General features: G+C 71.2%; 16 protein-coding genes. 10 read left to right on the forward strand and 6 right to left on the reverse strand.

Annotation, left to right across the window (positions count from 1 at the left end; genetic code table 11):
* Positions 1-38: 38 nt before the first annotated feature.
* Positions 39-452, reverse strand: coding sequence for a hypothetical protein (locus KBX00_RS04260; protein WP_210823378.1), 414 nt, complete (start codon positions 450-452; stop codon positions 39-41).
* Positions 453-846: 394 nt separating this feature from the next.
* On the opposite strand from KBX00_RS04260, the gene KBX00_RS04265 reads away from it, so the two are divergent.
* The 5 genes from KBX00_RS04265 to KBX00_RS04285 all read left to right on the forward strand — a co-directional run bounded on the left by KBX00_RS04265 (position 847) and on the right by KBX00_RS04285 (position 8,412).
* On the forward strand, positions 847-1,200 hold the full coding sequence (locus KBX00_RS04265; RefSeq protein WP_210823380.1) for a DUF4212 domain-containing protein: 354 nt from the start codon (positions 847-849) through the stop codon (positions 1,198-1,200).
* Complete coding sequence (locus tag KBX00_RS04270; RefSeq protein ID WP_210823382.1) at positions 1,197-2,876, forward strand: sodium:solute symporter family protein; 1,680 nt, start codon at positions 1,197-1,199, stop codon at positions 2,874-2,876. The genes KBX00_RS04265 and KBX00_RS04270 overlap by 4 nt, the downstream gene beginning before the upstream one ends.
* A 281-nt stretch (positions 2,877-3,157) precedes the next feature.
* Complete coding sequence (locus tag KBX00_RS04275) at positions 3,158-4,384, forward strand: multidrug effflux MFS transporter (RefSeq protein ID WP_210823664.1); 1,227 nt, start codon at positions 3,158-3,160, stop codon at positions 4,382-4,384.
* 60 nt (positions 4,385-4,444) lie between these two features.
* Positions 4,445-5,782, forward strand: a complete 1,338-nt coding sequence (locus KBX00_RS04280; RefSeq protein ID WP_210823383.1) for an SWIM zinc finger family protein — start codon at positions 4,445-4,447, stop codon at positions 5,780-5,782.
* On the forward strand, positions 5,779-8,412 hold the full coding sequence (locus KBX00_RS04285) for a DUF6493 family protein (protein WP_307868045.1): 2,634 nt from the start codon (positions 5,779-5,781) through the stop codon (positions 8,410-8,412). Before KBX00_RS04280 ends, KBX00_RS04285 begins: the two co-directional genes overlap by 4 nt.
* A 118-nt stretch (positions 8,413-8,530) precedes the next feature.
* On the opposite strand, the gene KBX00_RS04290 is transcribed toward KBX00_RS04285, so the two are convergent.
* From KBX00_RS04290 to KBX00_RS04300, 3 genes are all read right to left on the reverse strand, one after another.
* On the reverse strand, positions 8,531-10,792 hold the full coding sequence (locus KBX00_RS04290) for a catalase (protein ID WP_210823385.1): 2,262 nt from the start codon (positions 10,790-10,792) through the stop codon (positions 8,531-8,533).
* 103 nt (positions 10,793-10,895) lie between these two features.
* Entirely contained in the window at positions 10,896-11,393 is a 498-nt protein-coding gene (locus tag KBX00_RS04295) for an SRPBCC family protein (RefSeq protein WP_210823387.1), read from the reverse strand.
* Complete coding sequence (locus KBX00_RS04300) at positions 11,390-11,752, reverse strand: metalloregulator ArsR/SmtB family transcription factor (protein ID WP_210823389.1); 363 nt, start codon at positions 11,750-11,752, stop codon at positions 11,390-11,392. Before KBX00_RS04300 ends, KBX00_RS04295 begins: the two co-directional genes overlap by 4 nt.
* A 171-nt stretch (positions 11,753-11,923) precedes the next feature.
* On the opposite strand from KBX00_RS04300, the gene KBX00_RS04305 reads away from it, so the two are divergent.
* From KBX00_RS04305 to sthA, 5 genes are all read left to right on the forward strand, one after another.
* Positions 11,924-12,643 carry a DUF998 domain-containing protein gene (locus KBX00_RS04305; RefSeq protein WP_210823391.1) on the forward strand — a complete coding sequence of 240 codons (720 nt, stop codon included), beginning with the start codon at positions 11,924-11,926 and terminating at the stop codon, positions 12,641-12,643.
* Positions 12,644-12,650: 7 nt separating this feature from the next.
* Positions 12,651-13,826 carry a sensor histidine kinase gene (locus tag KBX00_RS04310; protein ID WP_301547271.1) on the forward strand — a complete coding sequence of 392 codons (1,176 nt, stop codon included), beginning with the start codon at positions 12,651-12,653 and terminating at the stop codon, positions 13,824-13,826.
* Between the two features lie 2 nt (positions 13,827-13,828).
* Positions 13,829-14,554 (forward strand): response regulator transcription factor, encoded by a 726-nt coding sequence (locus tag KBX00_RS04315; RefSeq protein WP_210823670.1) that lies wholly within the window; start codon positions 13,829-13,831, stop codon positions 14,552-14,554.
* 109 nt (positions 14,555-14,663) lie between these two features.
* On the forward strand, positions 14,664-15,623 hold the full coding sequence (locus tag KBX00_RS04320) for a TIGR03557 family F420-dependent LLM class oxidoreductase (protein WP_210823393.1): 960 nt from the start codon (positions 14,664-14,666) through the stop codon (positions 15,621-15,623).
* Between the two features lie 183 nt (positions 15,624-15,806).
* Positions 15,807-17,210 (forward strand): Si-specific NAD(P)(+) transhydrogenase, encoded by a 1,404-nt coding sequence (gene sthA / locus KBX00_RS04325; protein WP_210823395.1) that lies wholly within the window; start codon positions 15,807-15,809, stop codon positions 17,208-17,210.
* 339 nt (positions 17,211-17,549) lie between these two features.
* Here sthA and aceB read toward each other — a convergent pair whose 3' ends face one another.
* Together aceB and aceA are read right to left on the reverse strand one after the other, a co-directional pair.
* A complete protein-coding gene (gene aceB, locus KBX00_RS04330) occupies positions 17,550-19,160 on the reverse strand; it encodes a malate synthase A (RefSeq protein WP_210823397.1) in 1,611 nt (536 codons plus the stop codon).
* On the reverse strand, positions 19,157-20,428 hold the full coding sequence (gene aceA, locus KBX00_RS04335; RefSeq protein ID WP_210823399.1) for an isocitrate lyase: 1,272 nt from the start codon (positions 20,426-20,428) through the stop codon (positions 19,157-19,159). The genes aceB and aceA overlap by 4 nt, the downstream gene beginning before the upstream one ends.
* Between the last annotated feature and the right edge of the window lie 100 nt (positions 20,429-20,528).

Raw genomic sequence — 20,528 nt, forward strand, 5'->3', positions numbered from 1 at the left:
CCGGCTCGACGCGACCGGCCGGGCAGCGGGACCGGCCGTCAGCTCAGCTTGACCAGGCGCATGCCGGTGCGGATCAGGACCACCGCGCCACCGGCGGCCATGACCAGGCCGACGCCGGGCATCAGCTGCCCCCAGGCACCGGTGCTGGCGCTGAGACTGATCAGGCGGGCCACCTGCCAGCCGACGATGACGGCGACGACCAGCCCGGGGATCAGGCTGTGCGCGATGGCCACCTTGCGGTACGGCAGCAGGGCACCGGCGACGGCGAGGAACGCCATGCTCAGTGTCCACAGACCGGGGCCGGCCGCCCCGGAGAGTGATCCGAACGGCGTGATGACCCAGGGCAGTAGCGAGCCGACAAGCGCGAGCACGCCGCCGACGATCATGCCGAGACTGCCGGCGTGGAAGACGCGCCGGCGAACCGGGGCGGCGGTGGATGCGGTGTCGGCCATGTCCGGATGCTAGGCGCTGCGCGCCGTTGACCGAACGGGCAGATCGGTGAGCGGTCGGGCGGGATCGGTGGGCGGATGGACCGGGCCCGATAAAACCGCCAAACCGGACGATTCACCGCTCCGGTTCGGGCCGCTCGACCGTTCGCGGAGTCCAACGGACCGCTCAGCGACCCGAAGCCGCACCTGACCGGATCAACTCTTGCCTGGCCAGGCTGCGTCACGTTCGCTTCGCAGACCACAGGTGTGACCGACCGCACAGCCACGTCGAGCAGCACAGCGACGCGGGTGGGCGGGTCGGGCCACGGCACCAGCACCGCGTCACCACCAACCGGGCGCCGTGTCGCAGGCCCCTCGCCGGATCTACCGGTTCCATACCGACTAGGAGGCTCCAGACATGACCGAGGTAACCCCCGATAAGGAGACCCGTGGCGGTGAACCGCCAACGGCGGCACCACCACCGGCGTCCCCGCCGGACAACGGCTGGCGCAAGGAGTACTGGAGCCGCAACCTGCGGCTCATGGTGATTCTCCTGGCCGTCTGGTTCGTCGTCTCGTTCGGCTTCGGAATTCTGCTTGTCGAACCGCTCAACAACATCGTCATCGCCGGATTCCCGCTCGGCTTCTGGTTCGCCCAGCAGGGATCGATCTACGTCTTTGTCGTTCTCATCTTCGTGTACGCGAAGATGATGGACCGCCTCGACAACCAGTTCGGCGTGGACGAGCAGGAGACCGAGGGGGCTGGCAAATGAGTCAGATCCAGATCTGGACCCTCGTCTTCATCGTCGGCTCGTTCGCCGTCTACCTCTACATCGCCTGGCGCAGCCGGGTGAAGGAGACCGCCGGCTTCTACGTCGCCGGCCAGGGCATCCCCACCATCGCCAACGGTGCCGCCGTGGCGGCCGACTGGATGTCAGCCGCGTCGTTCATCTCGATGGCCGGCCTGATCGCGTTCCTCGGCTCCGACGGCACCATCTACCTGATGGGCTGGACCGGCGGCTACGTGCTGCTGGCCCTGCTGATCGCCCCGTACCTGCGCAAGTGGGGCAAGTTCACGGTGCCCGAGTTCGTCGGTGACCGGTACTCGGAGACCGTGCGCACCATCGCCGCCGTGGCCGCGATCATCATCTCCTTCACCTACGTGGTCGGGCAGATGCGCGGTGGCGGCATCGTGTTCAGCCGGTTCCTGAAGCTGGACGTGACCCAGGGCGTCATCCTCGCCGCCGTGATCATCGGCCTCTACGCAGTGCTCGGCGGCATGAAGGGCATCACCTGGACCCAGGTGGCGCAGTACACGGTGCTGATCGTCGCCTATCTGATTCCCGCGTTCGCGGTGGCCCAGCAGATGACCGGAATTCCGATTCCGCAGGTGTCGTTCGGCCAGATCCTCGACGAACTGAACGCGATAAGCGTCGAGATGGGGTTGAACCAGTACACCGAGGCGTTCGCGGCCCGGCCACAGATCGACGTGTTCCTGGTGACGATGGCGCTGATGATCGGTACGGCCGGCCTGCCGCACGTCATCGTCCGGTTCTACACGACGAAGACCGTACGGGGTGCCCGCTACTCGGCGTTCTGGGCGCTGTTCTTCATCGCCCTGCTCTACACCACCGCCCCCGCGGTGGGCGCCTTCACCAAGCTGAACCTGCTCCAGGACGTCAACGGCGTCTCGGCCGACGCCCTGCCCAGCTGGATCGAGAACTGGGCGGCGACCGGGCTGGTCACGGTCAGCGACGGCGCGACGACCATCAACACGGTGAGCAACAGCCCGACCTCCGGCGCCGACCTGATCGTCAACAACGACATCCTGGTCCTCGCCAGCCCGGAGATCGCCGGCCTGCCGGCGCCGATCGTGGGTCTGGTGGCGGCCGGCGGCATGGCCGCCGCGATGTCCACGGCGGCCGGACTGCTGCTGGTGATCTCGTCGTCCTTCTCGCACGACCTGTACTTCCGTCGGGTCAAGCGGGACTCCACCGACAAGCAGCGACTGCTCGCCGGTCGGATCGCCATGGGCCTCGCGGTGCTGATCGCCATCTACGCCGGCATCAACCCGCCCGCGTTCGTGGCGCAGGTGGTCGCCTTCGCCTTCGGCCTTGCCGCGTCGACCTTCTTCCCGGCCATCGTGCTCGGCATCTTCTGGAAACGATGTAACGCCACCGGCGCGGCGGCCGGCATGGTGTCCGGCCTGGTATTCACCGCCACCTACATGATCTACACGCTGCCGGTGTTCGGCACCGCGGCCAATCCGCACATCTTCGACATCAGCCCGGAGGGCATCGGCACCATCGGCGCGATCGTCAACTTCGTCGTCACCATCGTGGTGTCGAAGATGACCGCGCCACCGCCGGACGAGATCGTCGAGATGGTGGAGAGCATCCGCTACCCGGCCACCCGTCGGGAGGTGACCGCCGGCACCGCCGCCGACTGAGCCACCCCTCCCATATCGAGAAACACCGGTCGCCGGCCCCACCATCGACGTTGGGGCCGGCGACCGGCCGTTCCGGAGGACATGCGTCCGTTCAAGATCCGGCGGGATGGTGTGAGGTGTGTTACCAGTGTTGTGGGGAATCAGGTCGGCGCCGCGGGGTTGCAGCCAGATATGACCGTCGCACCACGTTCCGCCCAGTGCTCCGGCCAGCGGGAGACCTCCCGGTGAGCGCCGTCGAGACCGCCGCCGCACCGCCGGCCGCGCTGATGCCGGGCGACCTGATGAGCCGCCGCCAGCGCCTGCGCCTGATCCTCGTCCTCGGCTCGCTGATCGCGGTGGGCCCGCTGACCATCGACATGTACCTTCCCGCGCTGCCCTCGATCGTCGACGGCTTCGGCACCACCTCGGCGGCGGTCCAACTGACACTCACCGGCACGCTGATCGGTCTCGCCCTCGGACAACTCCTGATCGGCCCGCTCTCCGACGCCGTCGGCCGGCGGGCACCGTTGATCGCGGGCACCGCGCTGCACATCGTGGCGTCCGTGTGCTGCGCCCTCGCCCCGAACATCACCGTGCTCGGCGCGATGCGGGTGATCCAGGGCCTGGGTGCGGCGGCGGCCGCCGTCATCGCCATGGCCGTGGTCCGCGACCTGTTCAGCGGCGCGGCGTTCGCCCAACTGCTGTCCCGCCTGTTGCTGGTGATGGGCGCCGCCCCGATCCTCGCGCCGACCCTCGGCAGTGAGCTGCTGCGGTGGACGCAGTGGCGCGGGGTGTTCGCCGCCCTCGCGGTCTTCGGCGTACTGCTGCTGCTGATCGCGATGCTGGGCCTGCCGGAGACGCTGCCGCCGCTGCGACGCCAGCGCGGCGGTGTGCTGCCCACCGTCCGGCTCTACGGTTCGCTGCTGCGTGACCGCGCCTTCGTCGGGCTGGTGCTGGTGGCCGGACTCGCCATGGCGGCCCTGTTCGCCTACGTCGGCGGCTCCTCGTTCGTCCTGCAGGAGCGGTACGGGCTCGACGAGCAGCAGTTCGGGTTGGCGTTCGGTGCCGGCGCCGTCGGGTTGATCGCGGCCACCCAGGGCAACGTACGCCTGCTGCGTCGCTGGTCCCCACAGCGGATCCTGGTGGCCGCCCTGATCGTCGGCTCGGCCGCCAGCCTGGTGCTGCTCGGCCTCGCCGCGACCGGCCTCGGTGGCCTGCCGGCGCTGCTCGCGTCGCTCTGGGTGGTGCTCGCGGCGGCCGGCCTGGCGCTGCCGAACGCCCCCGCGCTGGCCCTGACCCGGCACGGCGAGGCGGCCGGCACCGCCTCCGCGCTGCTCGGCGCGGTGCAGTTCGGCGTCGGCGCGGTGGCCGCTCCGCTCGTGGGTGTGCTCGGCACCGGTGCCGTGGCGATGGCTCTGGTGATCGCCGGCGGCATGGTCGCGGCCCTCGTCGTGCTCGTCGGCGTGGTCCGCCCCGGCCGACTGGCCGTGCCGCAACCGGCGGAGGCGATGGCCGTCGCGGCACACTGAGGAGCCCGGCACCGCCCGGCGTCGAGCCGGTGTCGGTGGGTTGCTCTACCGTGCGGCGGCGTGAACGCAGTCCAGACCTACCGATACCTCGCCCCCTCCACCCTCACCCAACGGTCACTCGCCCTGCAGACCAGCGGCGGTCCCACGCCGAATCCCCGCTTCTTCACCGGTTTCCTGAGCACCGGGCAGGCGGCGGCGGTGGCTCTGCTGGCCGTGGCCGAGGTGGCCCGCACCCGGTACCACCGGCCGGTCAGCCCGGCCAGTCTCGACCCGGTGGTCACCGGCAGCCGCGACCGGCTCCGCTTCGAGTCCTTCTCCGGTTGCTGCGGCGTGTACGCGCGGCTCGACGTGCTGCCCGCCGGCCTTGACGGCGACGTGTCCGAGCACGGCACCACGAACGTCGACGTGAACACCCCACTGCGCGAGGCACTGGCCCGGGTCGGCGGCCTGGATCCGCTGCACCTGTCGGTCGGTCCGGACGACCTCACCGTCTCCACTCTGGACGGTGCGGTGGTGGAGAAGAAGGTGCCGCTGCCGGTGCGCTGGCTGCGCGGCTTCGCCGAGGTGCAGGTTCTCGCGGCCCGGTTCGAGCCGCGGGCGGAGCTGCCGGCGGCGGAGGCCGCCACGTTCCTGCGCCGACTGCCCAGGGGCGGCGACCGCTCGGTGCTCTGGGTGGTGCCCGCCGGCCGGTCTCTGCGGCTGACCTCCCGCCCCGTCGCCGGAGCGGTCTGCCTGGCCGGGGCCGGCCGGCTGGCCGCGCTGCACCCGATGCTGCGCTTCGCGAAGACCCTGCGGGTGTACGGGCCGACGGTGGCCGCCGGCACCGCTCCGGTACCGAGCGTCTGGGAGCTGGACACCGGCGCGCTGCGGCTGTCGCTGACCCTCTCCCCCGAGCCGTACCGGGGTTTCTCCGGCGAGGGAGCCGCACTCGCCGCGCTCGCCGGAGACGACGTCGTCGACGACGCCGACCTGATCTCCGCCCTGCTGTCCTGGGATCCGACAATCGACCCTGACCGGCTGGCCGAGCAGGCCGGCATCGACGCGGGGCGGGTCCGGGGCGCGCTGGCCCAGCTCGGCACCGCCGGCCGGGTCGGCTACGACGTGGCCGACGCGGCGTACTTCCACCGGGTGATGCCGTACGACGCGGGCCGGGCCGAGCGGGACAACCCCCGGTTGGTCGGTGCCCGGGCCCTGCTCGACGCCGGGGCGGTGCAGCTCGACGGCAGGTCAGCGACGGTCCGCAGCGGCGATCAGGTGTACCGGGTCCGCCAGCTCCCGGACGGCTCGCATACCTGCACCTGCCCCTGGTGGGCGAAACACCGGGGGCAGCGCGGGCCGTGCCGACACGCCCTGGCCACCCGGATGCTGGCCAGCGAGCGGGTCGAGGAGCGGGTGTGACGCGGCAGGCTGAGCACACGGTGCGGCGTCGGCGGGAGTTGGCGGCCGGTGGCACGAGTGACCTGTTCGCCCTGGTGAGCAGCGGCGACAGCGAGTCGGTCGCGGCAGCGCTGCAAGGGTTGCCGGAGCAGCGCCGCCGGGAGATCGGCGTCGAGCTGACCGGCTGGTTCAAGCAGCGTGACCGGGACACCTGGTGGTCGGCCGGCACCGGGACCGCCCTGGCGGTCGCGGTGGTCGGCTGCCTGCCGACCGCCGCCCAGGCCGCGGCGATCCTCGGTCGTCCCTCGGTCAATCCGCACGGTCACCGCGCGGCCGAGCTGGTCCGTCAGGTGGCGCAGGAGCGGGGCGTCGACTGGCTGGTCGACCTGGCCCACCGGATCGCCGCCCGGTTCCGTCCGGACACCTGGGTGGGCCGCTGGCATTTCGTCGCCACGCTGCTGCGCGCCGAGGGTGGCGCGCCACCGACCGACGACCGGTGCGTGCAACTGTGGTTGACGGCGGTCGAGTCCCCGGACCAGCGCCACCACGGCCAGCCGGCGCCGGTGGTGGACCGGCTGCGCGACGATCCGTTCCTGGCCGTCATGCTGCCCCGACTGTTCGAGGTGGACGGCATCGGCACCCAGATGATGTTCGTCGCCGCCCATTACAACTGGGACGAACCGGGCCAGCCGGCCCTGCCGGCTGCCCTGGCCCAGCTCGCCACCGAGGGAGCGGTCGACCGGGTGCTGCTGCTCGACGGCTCGATCGGTCGGCTGCTGCGTGGCGACCGGCCCGCCGCACTGCGCGCCTTCACCACCCTGCTCGACCACCTCGCGCCGACCACCACCGAGGTCAACGCCCGGGTCACCGACTACCTGCGGCTGCTCGTCGACGCTCCCGCGCCGGTGGCCACGATGGCGCAGAAGGCGCTGCGGAGGCTGCCCGTGCTGGAGCTCGATTCGGTCCTCGACACCTCCCGGCAGATGCTCATCCGGCCGGACAAGACCCTGGTCAGAACCCAGCTCACCTGGCTCGACCAACTCGCCCGCCGGCACCGGGACCGGGCCGCCGAGATCGCCGAGGTGATCGCGGTGGCCGCCGAGCATCCCGCGGTGGAACTGCGGGAGCGGGCGGCGGCGCTGGCTGCCCGGCACGGCGTCGAGCCCGCACCGGTCGGCCCGGCGCTGACTCGGCCACGCGGCGACGACCTGCCCCCGCCCGCACCGCCGGCACCGGTCCCCGACCCGATCAGCGACCTGGACGAGTTGACCGAGGAGGTCGCCGCGCTGCTCGGCACGCCGTACCAGGGGGCACCGCTGGAGCGCATCCTCGACGGGCTGGTCCGGCTCAGCTCAGCCGACGGACCCCGGGTACACACCGCTCTCGACCCGGTGATCGAGCGGCGGCACTGGTCGTGGGCGAACGAGCACCGCTGGGATCCGCTCTGTCTCTGCGAGACGGTGGTCGAGGTGTTCCGTAGTGCCGGTGTCGGCCGCCCCGACCGGCGCCGGGAACGGTGGGAGAAGCTGCTCACGTCGGTGCACCGGCCCGGCACGGCACCCGAGCTGGCGGTCACCGACCCCAAGGTGCCGCCGGTACACCGACTGTTTCGTGCCCGGCTGGCCGAGATCGGCGCGTACCTCAACGAGCCGGGGCAGTCCGGTCTGCTGGCCCTGCCCACCTCGACAAACGGTGAGCTCGACCCGATGGTGCTGGTGGAACGGCTCGCCGCGCTCGGTGACCGGGAGCCCGGTCACTGGGATCTCACCCAGGCGTTGCTGCGGCTGCCGACGGGCGGGGACGAACCGGTCGCCGCCAAGGCGACGGCGCTCGGCACGCCGTCCGGCCGGCGGCTCGCCGCCTGGTTGCGCGACGGCGGGCTGCCGCAGCCGGTCATCCGGCCCCGCTCCGTCACCCGCGACCCGCGCCGGGGCAACCGCCACTGGGAGTGGGCGTACATGCCGGCCGAGCGGGTCCTGGTCGAACTGACCCCACCCGCCGGTGCGATCGACAGGTACGGGCTGCTCACCGCGCCGGCCACTCCCCTCGGCGGCGACCACTCCGGGTGGGTGCACCGGTGGCCGTCGCTGCTGCCCCGGCACCGGGGCGTGGTCACCGCGTACGCCCTGCCGCTGGTCGCCGGTGCGGCGGACATGGACGAGCGCGACGGCGCGGCGGTGCTGCCGCTGCTCGCGGAGATTGATGGTCCGGGCGGGGTGGCTCTCGACCTGGCGGTGGCCTACGGACTCAGCGCCCGGCACGACCCGGACCGGGTGGCGACGGTGGACGCGCTGCTCGCCCTCGCCGCCGCCGGTGACCTCGACGCGGCCGGCACCGGGGAGCAACTCGGCACGCTGGCCGCCCGGCAACTGGTGAAGCTGTCCCGGGTCGTCGAACCGCTGCGCGACGCCGCACAGGCAGGAGCGCCACTCACCGTGTGGCGGCTGCTCGCCGCCGCGCTCCCGGCGCTGCTGGCCGCGCCGACGCCACCGCGCGGCCTACCGGACCTGCTGACCCTGGCGGCGGAGACGGCCACCGCGACCGGCGTACGGATCGAGGTGCCCGGCCTCGCCGACATCGCCGGGCGGAGCGGCTCCACCCGCCTGGTAACCGAGGCCCGCCGCCTGCACAAGGCACAGACCAAGCCCTAACCTCTCTCCCCCCGGAGCCCCGCCTGATCCGCCTCGTCCGCTGACCCATGTGAATCTTGGTCCGTGAACGCCCTCCCGGGGGCGCTCACGGACCAAGATTCCTACGGCGCGAGGTCGGTCAGGCGACCGAGGTGGGGAAGCGGTGCCAGATGCGGTGGTCGGGCATCAGCTGCCGGAGGGCGGTCAGGACGTCGGTGGCGGAGTCGGCGGTGACCACGCCGGGGGTGCCGGTGACGCCGGCCTGCTCCAGCACCGCGACGCCGGTCCCCCAGGCGCCGATGGCCTTGGCATGCCGCCAGCACTCGTCCACCATCAGCAGCACCCGGGGGTCGACGGAGGCGGCGCCGGCCGCGCCCGCCTTGGCGTCGCGGGCCGGCATCGCGTCCGGGGCCGGCGCGGGCGCCGAGGCGAGCAGGAGCGCGTCGAGTTCGACCGAGCGGCCGGTGGCGAAGCTCCGCTGCGCGGGCAGGTCACCGATCGTGCCACCGTGTGGGGCGATCAGCAGCGGCACCATGTCGGCGGCGAAGACCGCCGCACGGACCGCCCGGACGCTGTCCAGGTCAGCCTCGGGGTCGACGATGATGCCGACCATCCGGCCGTCGGCCGGCCACTGCCGCCCGACCTGGGACAGCGCGGGGCTTGGCTCGACGTCGGCCAACGGCACGGTCGGCTCCGGCGCGGGCAGACCGAGGCCGGTGGCCACCTGGGTGCAGAGCACCGGGTCGATGTTGGCCAGGCACTGGAGCTGCCGTTCCTTGATCGCCTGGTGGTAGCACTTGCCCAGCTCGAAGGTGTACGCCCGGATGATGTGTTCCCGCTCGACCGGGGACATGCTCAGCCAGAACAGGCGGGCCTGGCTGAAGTGGTCGTCGAACGAGGCCGGGTCGGCGCGCACCTTGGGGGCCTGGGCGACCTGCACCGGCACGTCGACGAACGGGTGGTCGTCGTCGCCGGCCGGGAACGGGTTGCCACCGTCCAGGGAGTTCGGCCGGTACGGTGCCACCCCGGCGTGCACGGCGTGCTGGTGAAAGCCGTCGCGCAGCATGTCGTTGACCGGGGCGTGTGGCCGGTTGATCGGGATCTGCGCGAAGTTCGGCCCGCCCAGCCGGGTCAACTGCGTGTCGACGTACGAGAAGAGCCGGCCCTGCAGCAGCGGGTCGTTGGTGACGTCGATGCCCGGCGGCAGGTGTCCCACGTGGAAGGCGACCTGCTCGGTCTCGGCGAAGAAGTTGGTCGGGGTGCGGTTCAAGGTGAGCTTGCCGACCGGCTGCACCGGCGCGAGTTCCTCCGGCACGATCTTCGTGGGGTCGAGCAGGTCGATGCCGGCGAAGGTCTCCTCGGGGGTGTCGGGGAAGATCTGGAGGCCGAGTTCCCACTCGGGGAACGCGCCGGCCTCGATGGCGTCGTAGAGGTCGCGGCGGTGGAAGTCCGGGTCGATGCCGCCGAGCAGTTGGGCCTCCTCCCAGACCAGGGAGTGCACGCCCAGCTTCGGCTTCCAGTGGAACTTGGCCAGCACCGTCTCGCCGGCGGCGTTGACCAGCCGGAAGGTGTGCACCCCGAAGCCCTCCATCGTCCGGTAGGAGCGGGGAATGCCCCGGTCGGACATGTTCCACATGGTGTGGTGCTGCGCCTCGGTGTGCAGCGAGACGAAGTCCCAGAAGGTGTCGTGTGCGCTCTGGGCCTGCGGGATCTCCCGGTCGGGGTGCGGCTTGCCGGCGTGGATGATGTCGGGGAACTTGATGGCGTCCTGGATGAAGAAGACCGGCATGTTGTTGCCGACCAGGTCGAAGGTGCCCTCGTCGGTGTAGAACTTGGTGGCGAAGCCCCGGGTGTCGCGGACGGTGTCGGCCGAGCCCCGGGAACCGAGCACCGTGGAGAAACGGACGAAGACCTCGGTGGTCCGCCCCTTGGCCAGGAAACCCGCCCGGGTGACCGCCTCGGCGGTGCCGTAGGCGGTGAACTCGCCGTGGGCACCCGCGCCACGGGCGTGCACCACCCGCTCGGGAATGCGCTCGTGGTCGAAATGGGTGATCTTCTCCCGCAGGTGGTGGTCCTGGAGCAGGACGGGCCCGCGCGGGCCGGCCTTGAGCGAGTGGTCGGTGTCCCGTAGCCGGGCGCCCTGCGCGGTGGTGAGGAAGGCACCCTGCTGACCGTTGGCGGTGGCCGGCGCGCCGGTCTCGGCGCCGGTCGGCGTACGGGTCTGCGGGGCGCCCTGCTCGGGCTTGGGCGGCAGTGGTTCCTGTGGCGTCGTCGGCTCGTCGCGGGGCGGCGCTGCGCTACCCGGCGCGCCGGGCACCTGCGGGGTCAGCGCGTCGGTCACCTTCTCCGCCGCGGCCTCCACGACATTCCTTACCGCCTCGGCGGGGTTGCGGGCGTTCATCTCGACAGGTACCTCCCTGGGGCACGAAAGCCAGATGACCAGGGCGGTACCCGGGGTAGACCGAGCAAAACGGAGCGAATGGCGCGGATGTGGGTATCTTCGATCACTCTGGCCGTAGCTGCTCGTAGTACGCCTTCATCGGCGGGTGGTAGTCGTCGAACGACGGCAACGCCGCGCCGTCGCGGGCGGCCACCAGACAGTCGAGGTAGTACTCCCAGCCTGGCCCGACCTCGCCGATGCCGGTGGCGTCGTCGAGGTGGTGGACGAAGCGCAGCTCGGTGCCCTCGCCGTGCGAGGTCAGCAGCAGTTCCAGCACCCAGTGGCCGTACTCGTCACGCATCGACACGGCCAGCCGCCGGGGTGGCTCACACGCGTCGATCCGCAGATCGGACCAGGGCGCGTCCTCCTCCATTGCCATCTGGACCCGGACGGTGCGGCCCGGTCCGGCGTCGCCCTCCCAGGGGCCGAACCACCGTGCCGTGCGTTCCGGCTCGGTGAGGCTGGCCCAGACGTCGTCGATCGGGGCCGGGAAGGTGCGGATGAGGACCAGATCGACGCCGTTGTCGGCGCCGAAGAGTCGGCCGGTCGGGATGCGGTTCATGCGGTGCGCTCCTGTTGGGCGGATGGCGAGTCGCCGGTACGGCGATCGCGGCGGGCACGGTAGACCTCGGTCTCCAGGGCGTCGAGGCGGCGTTCCCAGAAATCGGTCCGGGTGAACGGGGTCAGCCACCGGATCAGCTCGGCGAGCCGGGTCGGATCCAGTTCGTAGAGTCGCCGACGGCCGACGACGGTGTCGCGGACCAGGCCGCTGTCGCGCAGGACGCGCAGGTGCCGGCTGATCGCCGGCCGGCTGATCTCGAACTCCTCGGCGATCCGCCCGGCCGGCAGCCGGCGCTCGCGCAGCAGTTCGAGGATGCGCCGCCGGACCGGATCCGCGATCGCGGCAGCCACGTCGTCCACCGCCAAAGCGTAACCGACAGGTTACGTTTTTGTCCGGCACCCGGTGGCGCGAGACCTACTGCGATCGGTGTACGGCCTACTCCGTCTGAGGTGGGCAGCGGAGACCACCTCGAGACGACGCGCCCACCACGCTCCTCGCCGTAGCTTCGGTCACCCGACGAGGAGGTACCGATGCCCGTTCCCGACCCGCAGAACCCCACCAGCGAGGCAGGCCGCCGGCGGGGCCAACGGCTTGCCGCCGACGTCGCGCTCGTCGGGCTGCTCCTGCCCGTGGCCGCCATCGCGGCGGCCGACGCAGTCAACCCGCAGTGGAGCTGGATCGAGCACATGGCCAGCTACTTCGTGCACGGCCGAGCCGGCTGGCTCATCCCGACCGCGGGTGTCGGCTTCGCCGCCAGCGCGGCGCTCCTGATCTTCCTCGTGGTCCGACTCGCCGCGGCGGGGGCTACCGGCGGCTCGCCGAGCGGCGAGCGGCTCGGGTTGTGGCTACTTGCCGTCTGGGCCGCGGGGATGCTGATCGCAGGCGTGTTTCCGGCCGACCCGACTGGTCACTGGGACCGCCCGCCATCGACCGCCGCCATGGTGCACGGACTGGGTGGCCTGACCGCGTTCCTGGCGCTGCCCGTCGCCGCGGTGCTGCTCACCCGGACATGGCGTCGCGACCCGCGCTGGCAACCGGTGGCCCGGGGATTGACGATCGCAATGCTGGTGGTGCTGGCGGCGTTCGCCGTGTTCGTGGTGACCTGGGTCGACGTGTTGGACGGCCCAGACCTCTCGGTCGGCTCGTGGTACACCGTCGTCGGGCTGGTGGAGCGGGCCATGGTGTGGTCGAACACCGGATGGCTCGTGGTGGCGGTGGTGGGACTGCGTCGGATGGCCCGGGACGGATAATCGACCGATGGTGGGAGCGGACGCGACGATGGCGTACCCGAGCACGAAGGCACACCCGGCGTCAGGGGGCCTCGGCAGCACCATCCTCCTGGTCGTGACCACGGTCGCCGCCGTTCCGGCCGGGGTCGCGCTCAGCGGCGGAGCGGTGACCGTGGCGGGCGCGTTGGCGCTGGCCCAGACACTCGCCGCGCTGCTGTTCCTGCGTACCCGGTGGCCCGTCGTCACCCTCGTCGCGTCGGTCGCGGCCATCGCCGCGTACCGCGGCGCCGGTCTGGTCGAGCACGGCTGGGTCTGGCCGGCGACGATCGCCTTCGCCGGGGCCGTGCTGGCCGGCCGGGCCGGTTGGGCGCTGGGGACCGGAGTGGCTTTCCTGGCCTGGGCCGTCAGTTGGGAGGCGAGCGTCGGCGGACACACTGCGGAATGGATCGCGGTGCGGACCGGCGGCGAGGCGCTCTGGTTGACGGTGGTGCTGACCGCTGCGCTGGCGTACCGCGACCGGCGACGCTGGCAGGACGAGGTGGCCGCCCGACTGCGGCAGTCACGGCACGAACAGGAACTGGCCGCGGGTCGGCGCCGCGCAGAGGAACGGGTACGCATCGCGAGGGAACTGCACGACGTCGTCTCCCACACGCTGGCCGTCGTCGGGGTACACCTCAACGTGGCGCTCGACGCGGTCGATTCGGCGCCCGGTGAGGCGCGCGACGCGCTCCGGCTGGCTCAGGAGGTACGCGGCCGGGCGATGGCCGACCTCGGCGCGCTCGTCGCGGTCCTGCGCGACGAGACCGTGCCAGCCGTCGAGTCGCCGGTACCCGGGCTGGACGGGGTGGCCGACCTGGTCGAGCAGGTGCGAGCGGTGGGCCTGGGGGTGACGTTGGACGAGACCGGTGACCGGTCGGCGGTGCCGACGCCGGTGGCGCAGGCCGTGTACCGGGTGCTGCAGGAGGCACTGACGAATGTCGTACGCCACGCTCACGCCGACCAGGTCGTGGTGACCCTGTGTCACGGACCGTCCCGGGTCACCGTCCACGTCCAGGACGACGGGACCACGACGCCCGAGATCACGGGTGGGCACGGCATCGACGGGATGCGGGACAGGGTGCAGGCCCTCGGTGGCACGCTGACGGTCGGACCTGCCGACGGCGGCGGTTTCCTGGTGTCGGCCGTGCTCCCGGTGGCGAGGTGACGATGGCTGTCTCGGTGCTGATCGCCGACGACCAGCAACTGGTCCGCGCCGGCTTTCGTAGCCTGCTGAAACGTGACCGGGGTATCACCGTGGTCGGGGAGGCGTCGACCGGCGACGAAGCGGTGCGCGCCGCACGGGCGACGCGGCCGGACGTCGTCCTCATGGACATCCGGATGCCCGGCCTGGATGGCATCACGGCGACCCGGCAGATCATCGCCGATCCACGGCTACCCGACTGTCGCGTCGTCATCCTCACCACGTTCGAGACCGACGAGTACGTGTTCGCCGCGCTCGCGGCCGGCGCGAGCGGCTTCCTCACGAAGGAGGTGGACCCGGACGAATTGCGCACCGCCGTGCGGGTGGTCGCCGCAGGCGAGGCGCTGCTGTCGCCAAGCGTCACTCGCCGGGTCGTGGCACAGTTCGCCCACCGCCCGGTCACCAGCGGCGATGGTGGTGCCCGGCTCGCGGTGCTCACCGACCGGGAACGTGACGTGCTGCGACTCGTCGCGACCGGGTTGTCCAACGAGGACATCGCTCGCCGGCTGGTGATCAGCCCGTTGACCGCGAAGACCCACATCAGCCGGGCCATCACCAAACTCGGCGTCCGGGACCGGGTCCAGCTGGTGATCCTGGCGTACGAGACCGGCCTGGTCCGCCCGGGGAGCAACACGGGTGTCTCGGACGGCACGACGGGTTTCGATGCGGTGTTCGACCCGCCTCAGCCGTGAAAGTGGTGCTGACCTATGAGCACCCCGCGATGTCCCAGGATTAGCCCTCCGGACGGGCGGACTAGTGCAAAGGTGGCAGGGACCGGCAGGGTTCATATCGGGAGATCTGATGCGGATCGGGTACAAGCTGTCCAGCGAGGGCTTCGGGCCGAACGAGATCATTCGGCAGGCGGTGCGCGCCGAGCAGGTGGGGTTCGACTTCGTCGAGATGAGCGACCACTTCCACCCCTGGTTGGACAGCCAGGGCCACTCGTCGTTCACCTGGACCGTGCTCGGGGCGATAGCCGCCCGGACCGACCGGATCGAACTGGCGACCGGGGTCACCTGCCCAAGCGTGCGGTACCACCCGGCGATCATCGCGCAGGCCGCCGCCACGCTCGCCCTGGTCTCGGACAACCGGTTCACCCTCGGCGTCGGTGCGGGCGAACGCCTCAACGAACACATCGTCGGCCAGGGCTTCCCCGGGGCACGGGGGCGACACGAGCGGCTCCGCGAGGCGCTGGAGATCATCCGGCTGCTCTGGTCCGGCGGCTACCGCTCGTACGAGGGAAAGCACCTCCAGTTGGACGACGCCCGGGTGTTCGACCTGCCGGAGGAACTGCCCGTCATCGCCGTCGCCGCCAGTGGTGAGGTGTCCGCGACCATCGCCGCGGAACTCGGCGACGGCCTGTTCGCCACCGAGCCCGAGGCCGAACTCGTACAGACCTACCAGCGGCTCGGCGGGCAGGGCCCGCGCTACGCCGAGGTTTCGCTCGCCTGGGCACCCGACGAGGCGCAGGCCGTACGCGCGGCCTGGGAGACCAGCCGCTGGGCGGTCACCGGCTGGAAGGTGATGAGCGAACTGCCGAACCCGGTGAACTTCGACGCGGCCTCGCGCACCGTCACCGAGAACGACATCCGGCAGCAGTTCGCCGTCGGTCCCGACCCGGACGTGCACGTCCAGGCGGTGCGGACGTACGTCGACGCGGGCTTCGACCACGTGGTGCTGCAGAACGCCGGCCCGGACCCGGACGGCTTCCTCGACTTCTTCCAGGACACCCTCGCCGCCCGGCTGCGTGCGCTCGGCTGACCGGCCCGGCGCGGCGAGCAGGGCACGGTCGGCCCGCTCGCCAACCGCGCGGTGCTGGGCCTGATGGCCGACGCCGTCGACGGCACCACGCAGGCACCGCGTTTGTTCCAACCTGGTTAACGTCACCTGCCGCCTACGCGACAGGTCTGGTGCTGGCCGCGACATCTTGCGACGCTGGTGATCGTGTATGACTACGACCTGTTGGTGCTGGGCTCCGGGCCCAGCGGTCAGAAGGCCGCCATCGCCGCGGCGAAGCTCGGTCGGCGGGTCGGCCTGGTGGAGCGGCGCGACATGCTCGGCGGGGTGTGCATCAACACCGGCACCGTGCCGTCCAAGACCCTCCGCGAGGCGGTGCTCTACCTGACCGGCCTCAGCCAGCGAGACCTCTACGGCAGCAGCTACCGGGTCAAGGACGAGATCACGGTCAGCGACCTGGCTGCCCGGACCCAGCACGTCATCAACCGGCAGACCGACGTCATCCGTAACCAACTGGCCCGCAACCGGGTCGCGATCATCACCGGTACCGGGCGGTTCGCCGACGCCCACTCGGTATGGGTCGACGGCGACTCCGGTCGCGAGTCCAAGGTCACCTTCGACAAGGCCATCATCGCCGCCGGCACCCGGCCGGCGCGCCCCGAGAGCGTCGACTTCGACGACCGGACCATCGTGGACTCCGACGGCGTGATCAACCTCCAGGCCGTACCTCGCAGCATGGTCGTGGTCGGCGCCGGCGTCATCGGCATGGAGTACGCCTCGATGTTCGCCGCGCTCGGCACGAAGGTCACCGTGGTCGAACGACGCGAGCGGATGCTCGACTTCTGCGACGAGGAGGTCGTCGAGTCGCTGAAGTTCCACCTTCGGGACCTGTCGGTGACGTTCCGCTTCGGCGAGGAGGTGGCCGCGGTCGAGAAGCACCAGACCGCCGCGTTGTGTGTCCTCAAGAGCGGCAAGAAGATCGTCGCGGACACGGTCATGTACTCGGCCGGCCGGCAGGGCCAGACCGACGGGCTGGACCTGGCCGCGGCGGGGTTGACCGCGGACCGGCGCGGCCGCATCGAGGTCGACGCGAACTACCGCACCACGGTGGGGAACATCTACGCCGTCGGTGACGTCATCGGTTTCCCGGCGCTGGCCTCGACGTCGATGGAGCAGGGGCGGTTGGCCGCGCAGCACGCCTGCGGCGAGCCGGACCGCCCGATGCACGAGTTGCAGCCGATCGGCATCTACACCATCCCGGAGATCAGTTTCGTCGGGAAGACCGAGGAGGAGCTGACCGACAGCGCAACGCCGTTCGAGGTGGGCATCGCCCGCTACCGCGAACTGGCGCGCGGCCAGATCGTGGGTGACTCGTACGGCATGTTGAAGCTGCTCGTCTCGCCGGAGGACGGCCGGCTGCTCGGCGTGCACGTCTTCGGCACCGGCGCCACCGAGATCGTGCACATCGGGCAGACGGTGATGGGCTGCGGCGGCACGGTGGACTACCTGGTCGACACGGTGTTCAACTACCCGACGCTGGCCGAGGCGTACAAGGTGGCCGCCCTGGACGCGTCCAACAAGATCCGCAACATCACCCGGATCGACGGCTGACACCTCACCTTGAGTAACGGCACTCTCGCTGCGGAACCGTCACTGTCCGCGACGGCCGCGCGCACCTGACCACCTCCCCCTTCCGTGCTTTGCTCTGCTTCAACCAACGCAAGCGCAACTGAGCTGGGCATCCCCCGCGCCGATCAAGTCAGCCCGGCCGAGGGTCAGTCACATCGTGTCACCGTTGCGTGGGTTGAAGCAGAGCAAAGCGAGCGGGGTGGCAGGTGCGGGGCGGGACGGCGGATACGGAGGGTAATGGCCACCACGGCTGGTTGTCGTGCCGGGTGCCCGCCGCGGTCCCTGGCCGGGCCGCAGCCGGCCAGGGACCGCGACCAGGACCTAGGCGGCCGCCAGGGCCGGCTCCCGGGTGGGCCGCAGGTGCCGGGCGTACGCGCTGGTGGTGAAGAACGCCGGCAGGTCCTCACCGAGGGCGGTCTCCTCGACGATCCGCGCGGCCTGCTCGGCGCGTTCCCGCTCGGCGTCCGCACGCCCCTCGGTCACCGCGGCCAGCTCCTGGTCGAGCATCGACCGCACCAGTTCCTCGGTGACCGATCCCCCGCCGGCCAGCGGGGTGCCGTGGTGCAGCCACTGCCACACCTGGCAGCGGGCGATCTCGGCGGTGGCCGCGTCCTCCATCAGGTTCCACAGCGCCACCGCGCCCGCGCCGCCGAGCCAGGCGTCGATGTAGCGCAACGCCACCGCGACGTTGGCCCGCACCCCCGCCTCGGTGACCTGCCCCGGGGTCTTGTCCACCGAGAGCAGCTCGGCGGCGGTCACCGTCACCTCGTCGCGGCGCCGGTCGAGCTGGTTCGGGCGCTCGCCCAGCACCCCGTCGAAGACCTCCCGGCAGGTCTGCACCAGGCCCGGGTGGGCGACCCAGGAGCCGTCGAAGCCGTCGCCGGCCTCGCGCTGCTTGTCCGCCCGCACCTTGCTCAGCGCCATCTCGTTGACCTGCGGGTCGCGGGCCGGGACGAAGGCGGCCATCCCGCCGATCGCGTGCGCGCCACGCCGGTGACAGGTCCGCACCAGCAGTTCGGTGTACGCGCGCATGAACGGCACGGTCATCGTCACCTCGGCGCGGTCCGGCAGCACGAAGTCCGGCCACTGGCCGAAGTTCTTGATGATGCTGAAGATGTAGTCCCACCGCCCGGCGTTCAGGCCGGCCGAGTGCTCGCGCAGCTCGTAGAGGATCTCCTCCATCTCGAACGCGGCGGTGATCGTCTCGATCAGCGTGGTGGCCCGGATGGTGCCCTGGGGCAGCCCGAGGTAGCGCTGGGCGAAGACGAAGATGTCGTTCCACAGCCGGGCCTCGCGGTGGCTCTCCAGCTTCGGCAGGTAGAAGTACGGGCCCTTGCCGGCGTCGAGCTGGCGACGGGCGCAGTGGAACAGGTACAGCCCGAAGTCGACCAGGCTGGCCGAGATCGGTCGGCCGTCGACCACGATCCCCTTCTCCACCAGGTGCCAACCGCGCGGCCGGACCACGATCGTGGCCAGGTCGTCGCCGAGCGCGTACCGCTTGCCGCGCGCGTCGGTGAAGTCGATCCGGCGGTCCAGGGCGTCGATCAGGTTGAGCTGACCACCGATGACGTTGTGCCAGGTCGGTGCGGTGGCGTCCTCGAAGTCGGCCAGCCACACCTTGGCGCCGGAGTTCAACGCGTTGATGGTCATCTTGCGGTCCGGCGGCCCGGTGATCTCGACTCTCCGGTCCTCCAACCCGGGTGCGGGCGCCGCCACCTGCCAGGTCGGGTCGTCGCGGACCGCGGCGGTCTCCGGCAGGAAGTCGGGCAGCTGGCCGGTGGCGTAGCGGTCGCGACGGGCACGGCGGGTGTCCAGCAGGGCCACCCGGCGGGCGGCGAACTCGCTGTCCAGCGCGACCAGGAAGTCCAGCGCCTCGCCGGTGAGGACCTCGTCGAAGCGTTCGGCCATCGGGCCGATGATCTCGTACCTCATGCGAACTGCTCCTCTTCGGTGGAGCCGCGCAGCGCGGTGGTCTCGGCGGCCGGGTTGAGCACCGTGCTGATCAGGTCGAAGTAACCGGTACCCACCTCGCGCTGGTGCTTGACCGCGGTGTAGCCGGCCGGCTCGGCCGCGAACTCCCGCTCCTGCAGCGACACGTACGCCGACATGCCGTCGGCCGCGTAGCCCCGGGCCAGGTCGAACATCGAGTAGTTGAGGGCGTGGAAGCCGGCCAGGGTGATGAACTGGAACTTGTACCCCATGTGGCCGAGTTCCCGCTGGAACTTGGCGATGGTGGCGTCGTCGAGGTGCTTGCGCCAGTTGAACGACGGCGAGCAGTTGTAGGCGAGCAGCTGGTCCGGGTACTCGTCCTTGATCGCCTCGGCGAAGCGGCGGGCGACCTCCAGGTCCGGGGTGCTGGTCTCCATCCAGAGCAGGTCGGCGTGCGGCGCGTACGCCAGGCCACGGGCGATGCACGGCTCGACGCCGTTGCGGACCCGGTAGAAGCCCTCCGCGGTGCGCTCGCCGGTGACGAACGGCTGGTCCCGCTCGTCGACGTCGGTGGTGAGCAGGGTGGCGGCCTGGGCGTCGGTGCGGGCGATGACCACCGACGGCACGCCCGCCACGTCGGCGGCCAGCCGTGCCGCCTCCAGGGTGCGGATGTGCTGGCCGGTGGGGATGAGCACCTTCCCACCGAGGTGGCCGCACTTCTTCTCGCTGGCGAGCTGGTCCTCCCAGTGCACCCCGGCGGCCCCGGCCGCGATCATCGCGTTCATCAGCTCGTACGCATTGAGCACCCCACCGAAGCCGGCCTCGGCGTCGGCGACGATCGGCGCCAGCCAGTCGATACCGGACGGGTCACCCTCTGCGGTGGTGATCTGCGCCGCGCGCAGCAGGGCGTTGTTGATCCGACGCACCACCGCGGGCACCGAGTTGGCCGGGTACAGGCTCTGGTCGGGGTAGGTGTGTCCGGCCAGGTTCGCGTCGGCGGCCACCTGCCAGCCGGAGAGGTAGATCGCCTTCAGCCCGGCCCGGACCATCTGCACCGCCTGGTTGCCGGTGAGGGCACCGAGGGCGTGGATGTAGTCCTCACTGTTCAGCAGCCGCCACAGCCGGTTCGCACCGTGCCGGGCCAGGGTGTGCTCCTCCTGGATCGCGCCACGCAACCGCACCACGTCCTCGGCGCGGTAGCTGCGTCGCACACCTCGCCAGCGAGGGTTGGTGTCCCATTCGTGCTGCAACTGCTCGACCGCGGTAACCATCGTTTCTCATTCCCTTCGAATTCCGTCGTCACCTGGTGACGCTGCGCGAGACGCCGGGCCGCCGGGTGTGCAGCCAACGGTCACATGGCAGGCCGGAAGC

The sequence above is a fragment of the Micromonospora sp. C95 genome, from assembly GCF_018070465.1.
In the GTDB taxonomy this organism is placed as follows: Bacteria; Actinomycetota; Actinomycetes; order Mycobacteriales; family Micromonosporaceae; genus Micromonospora.

Bases quoted from the DNA above. Each gene is read 5' to 3' on its own strand.
- KBX00_RS04260 (WP_210823378.1), bottom strand. From the start codon at position 452: ATGGCCGACACCGCATCCACCGCCGCCCCGGTTCGCCGGCGCGTCTTC.
- KBX00_RS04265 (WP_210823380.1), top strand. From the start codon at position 847: ATGACCGAGGTAACCCCCGATAAGGAGACCCGTGGCGGTGAACCGCCA.
- KBX00_RS04270 (WP_210823382.1), top strand. From the start codon at position 1,197: ATGAGTCAGATCCAGATCTGGACCCTCGTCTTCATCGTCGGCTCGTTC.
- KBX00_RS04275 (WP_210823664.1), top strand. From the start codon at position 3,158: ATGAGCCGCCGCCAGCGCCTGCGCCTGATCCTCGTCCTCGGCTCGCTG.
- KBX00_RS04290 (WP_210823385.1), bottom strand. From the start codon at position 10,792: ATGAACGCCCGCAACCCCGCCGAGGCGGTAAGGAATGTCGTGGAGGCC.
- KBX00_RS04295 (WP_210823387.1), bottom strand. From the start codon at position 11,393: ATGAACCGCATCCCGACCGGCCGACTCTTCGGCGCCGACAACGGCGTC.
- KBX00_RS04305 (WP_210823391.1), top strand. From the start codon at position 11,924: ATGCCCGTTCCCGACCCGCAGAACCCCACCAGCGAGGCAGGCCGCCGG.
- KBX00_RS04310 (WP_301547271.1), top strand. From the start codon at position 12,651: ATGGTGGGAGCGGACGCGACGATGGCGTACCCGAGCACGAAGGCACAC.
- KBX00_RS04315 (WP_210823670.1), top strand. From the start codon at position 13,829: ATGGCTGTCTCGGTGCTGATCGCCGACGACCAGCAACTGGTCCGCGCC.
- KBX00_RS04320 (WP_210823393.1), top strand. From the start codon at position 14,664: ATGCGGATCGGGTACAAGCTGTCCAGCGAGGGCTTCGGGCCGAACGAG.
- aceB (WP_210823397.1), bottom strand. From the start codon at position 19,160: ATGAGGTACGAGATCATCGGCCCGATGGCCGAACGCTTCGACGAGGTC.
- aceA (WP_210823399.1), bottom strand. From the start codon at position 20,428: ATGGTTACCGCGGTCGAGCAGTTGCAGCACGAATGGGACACCAACCCT.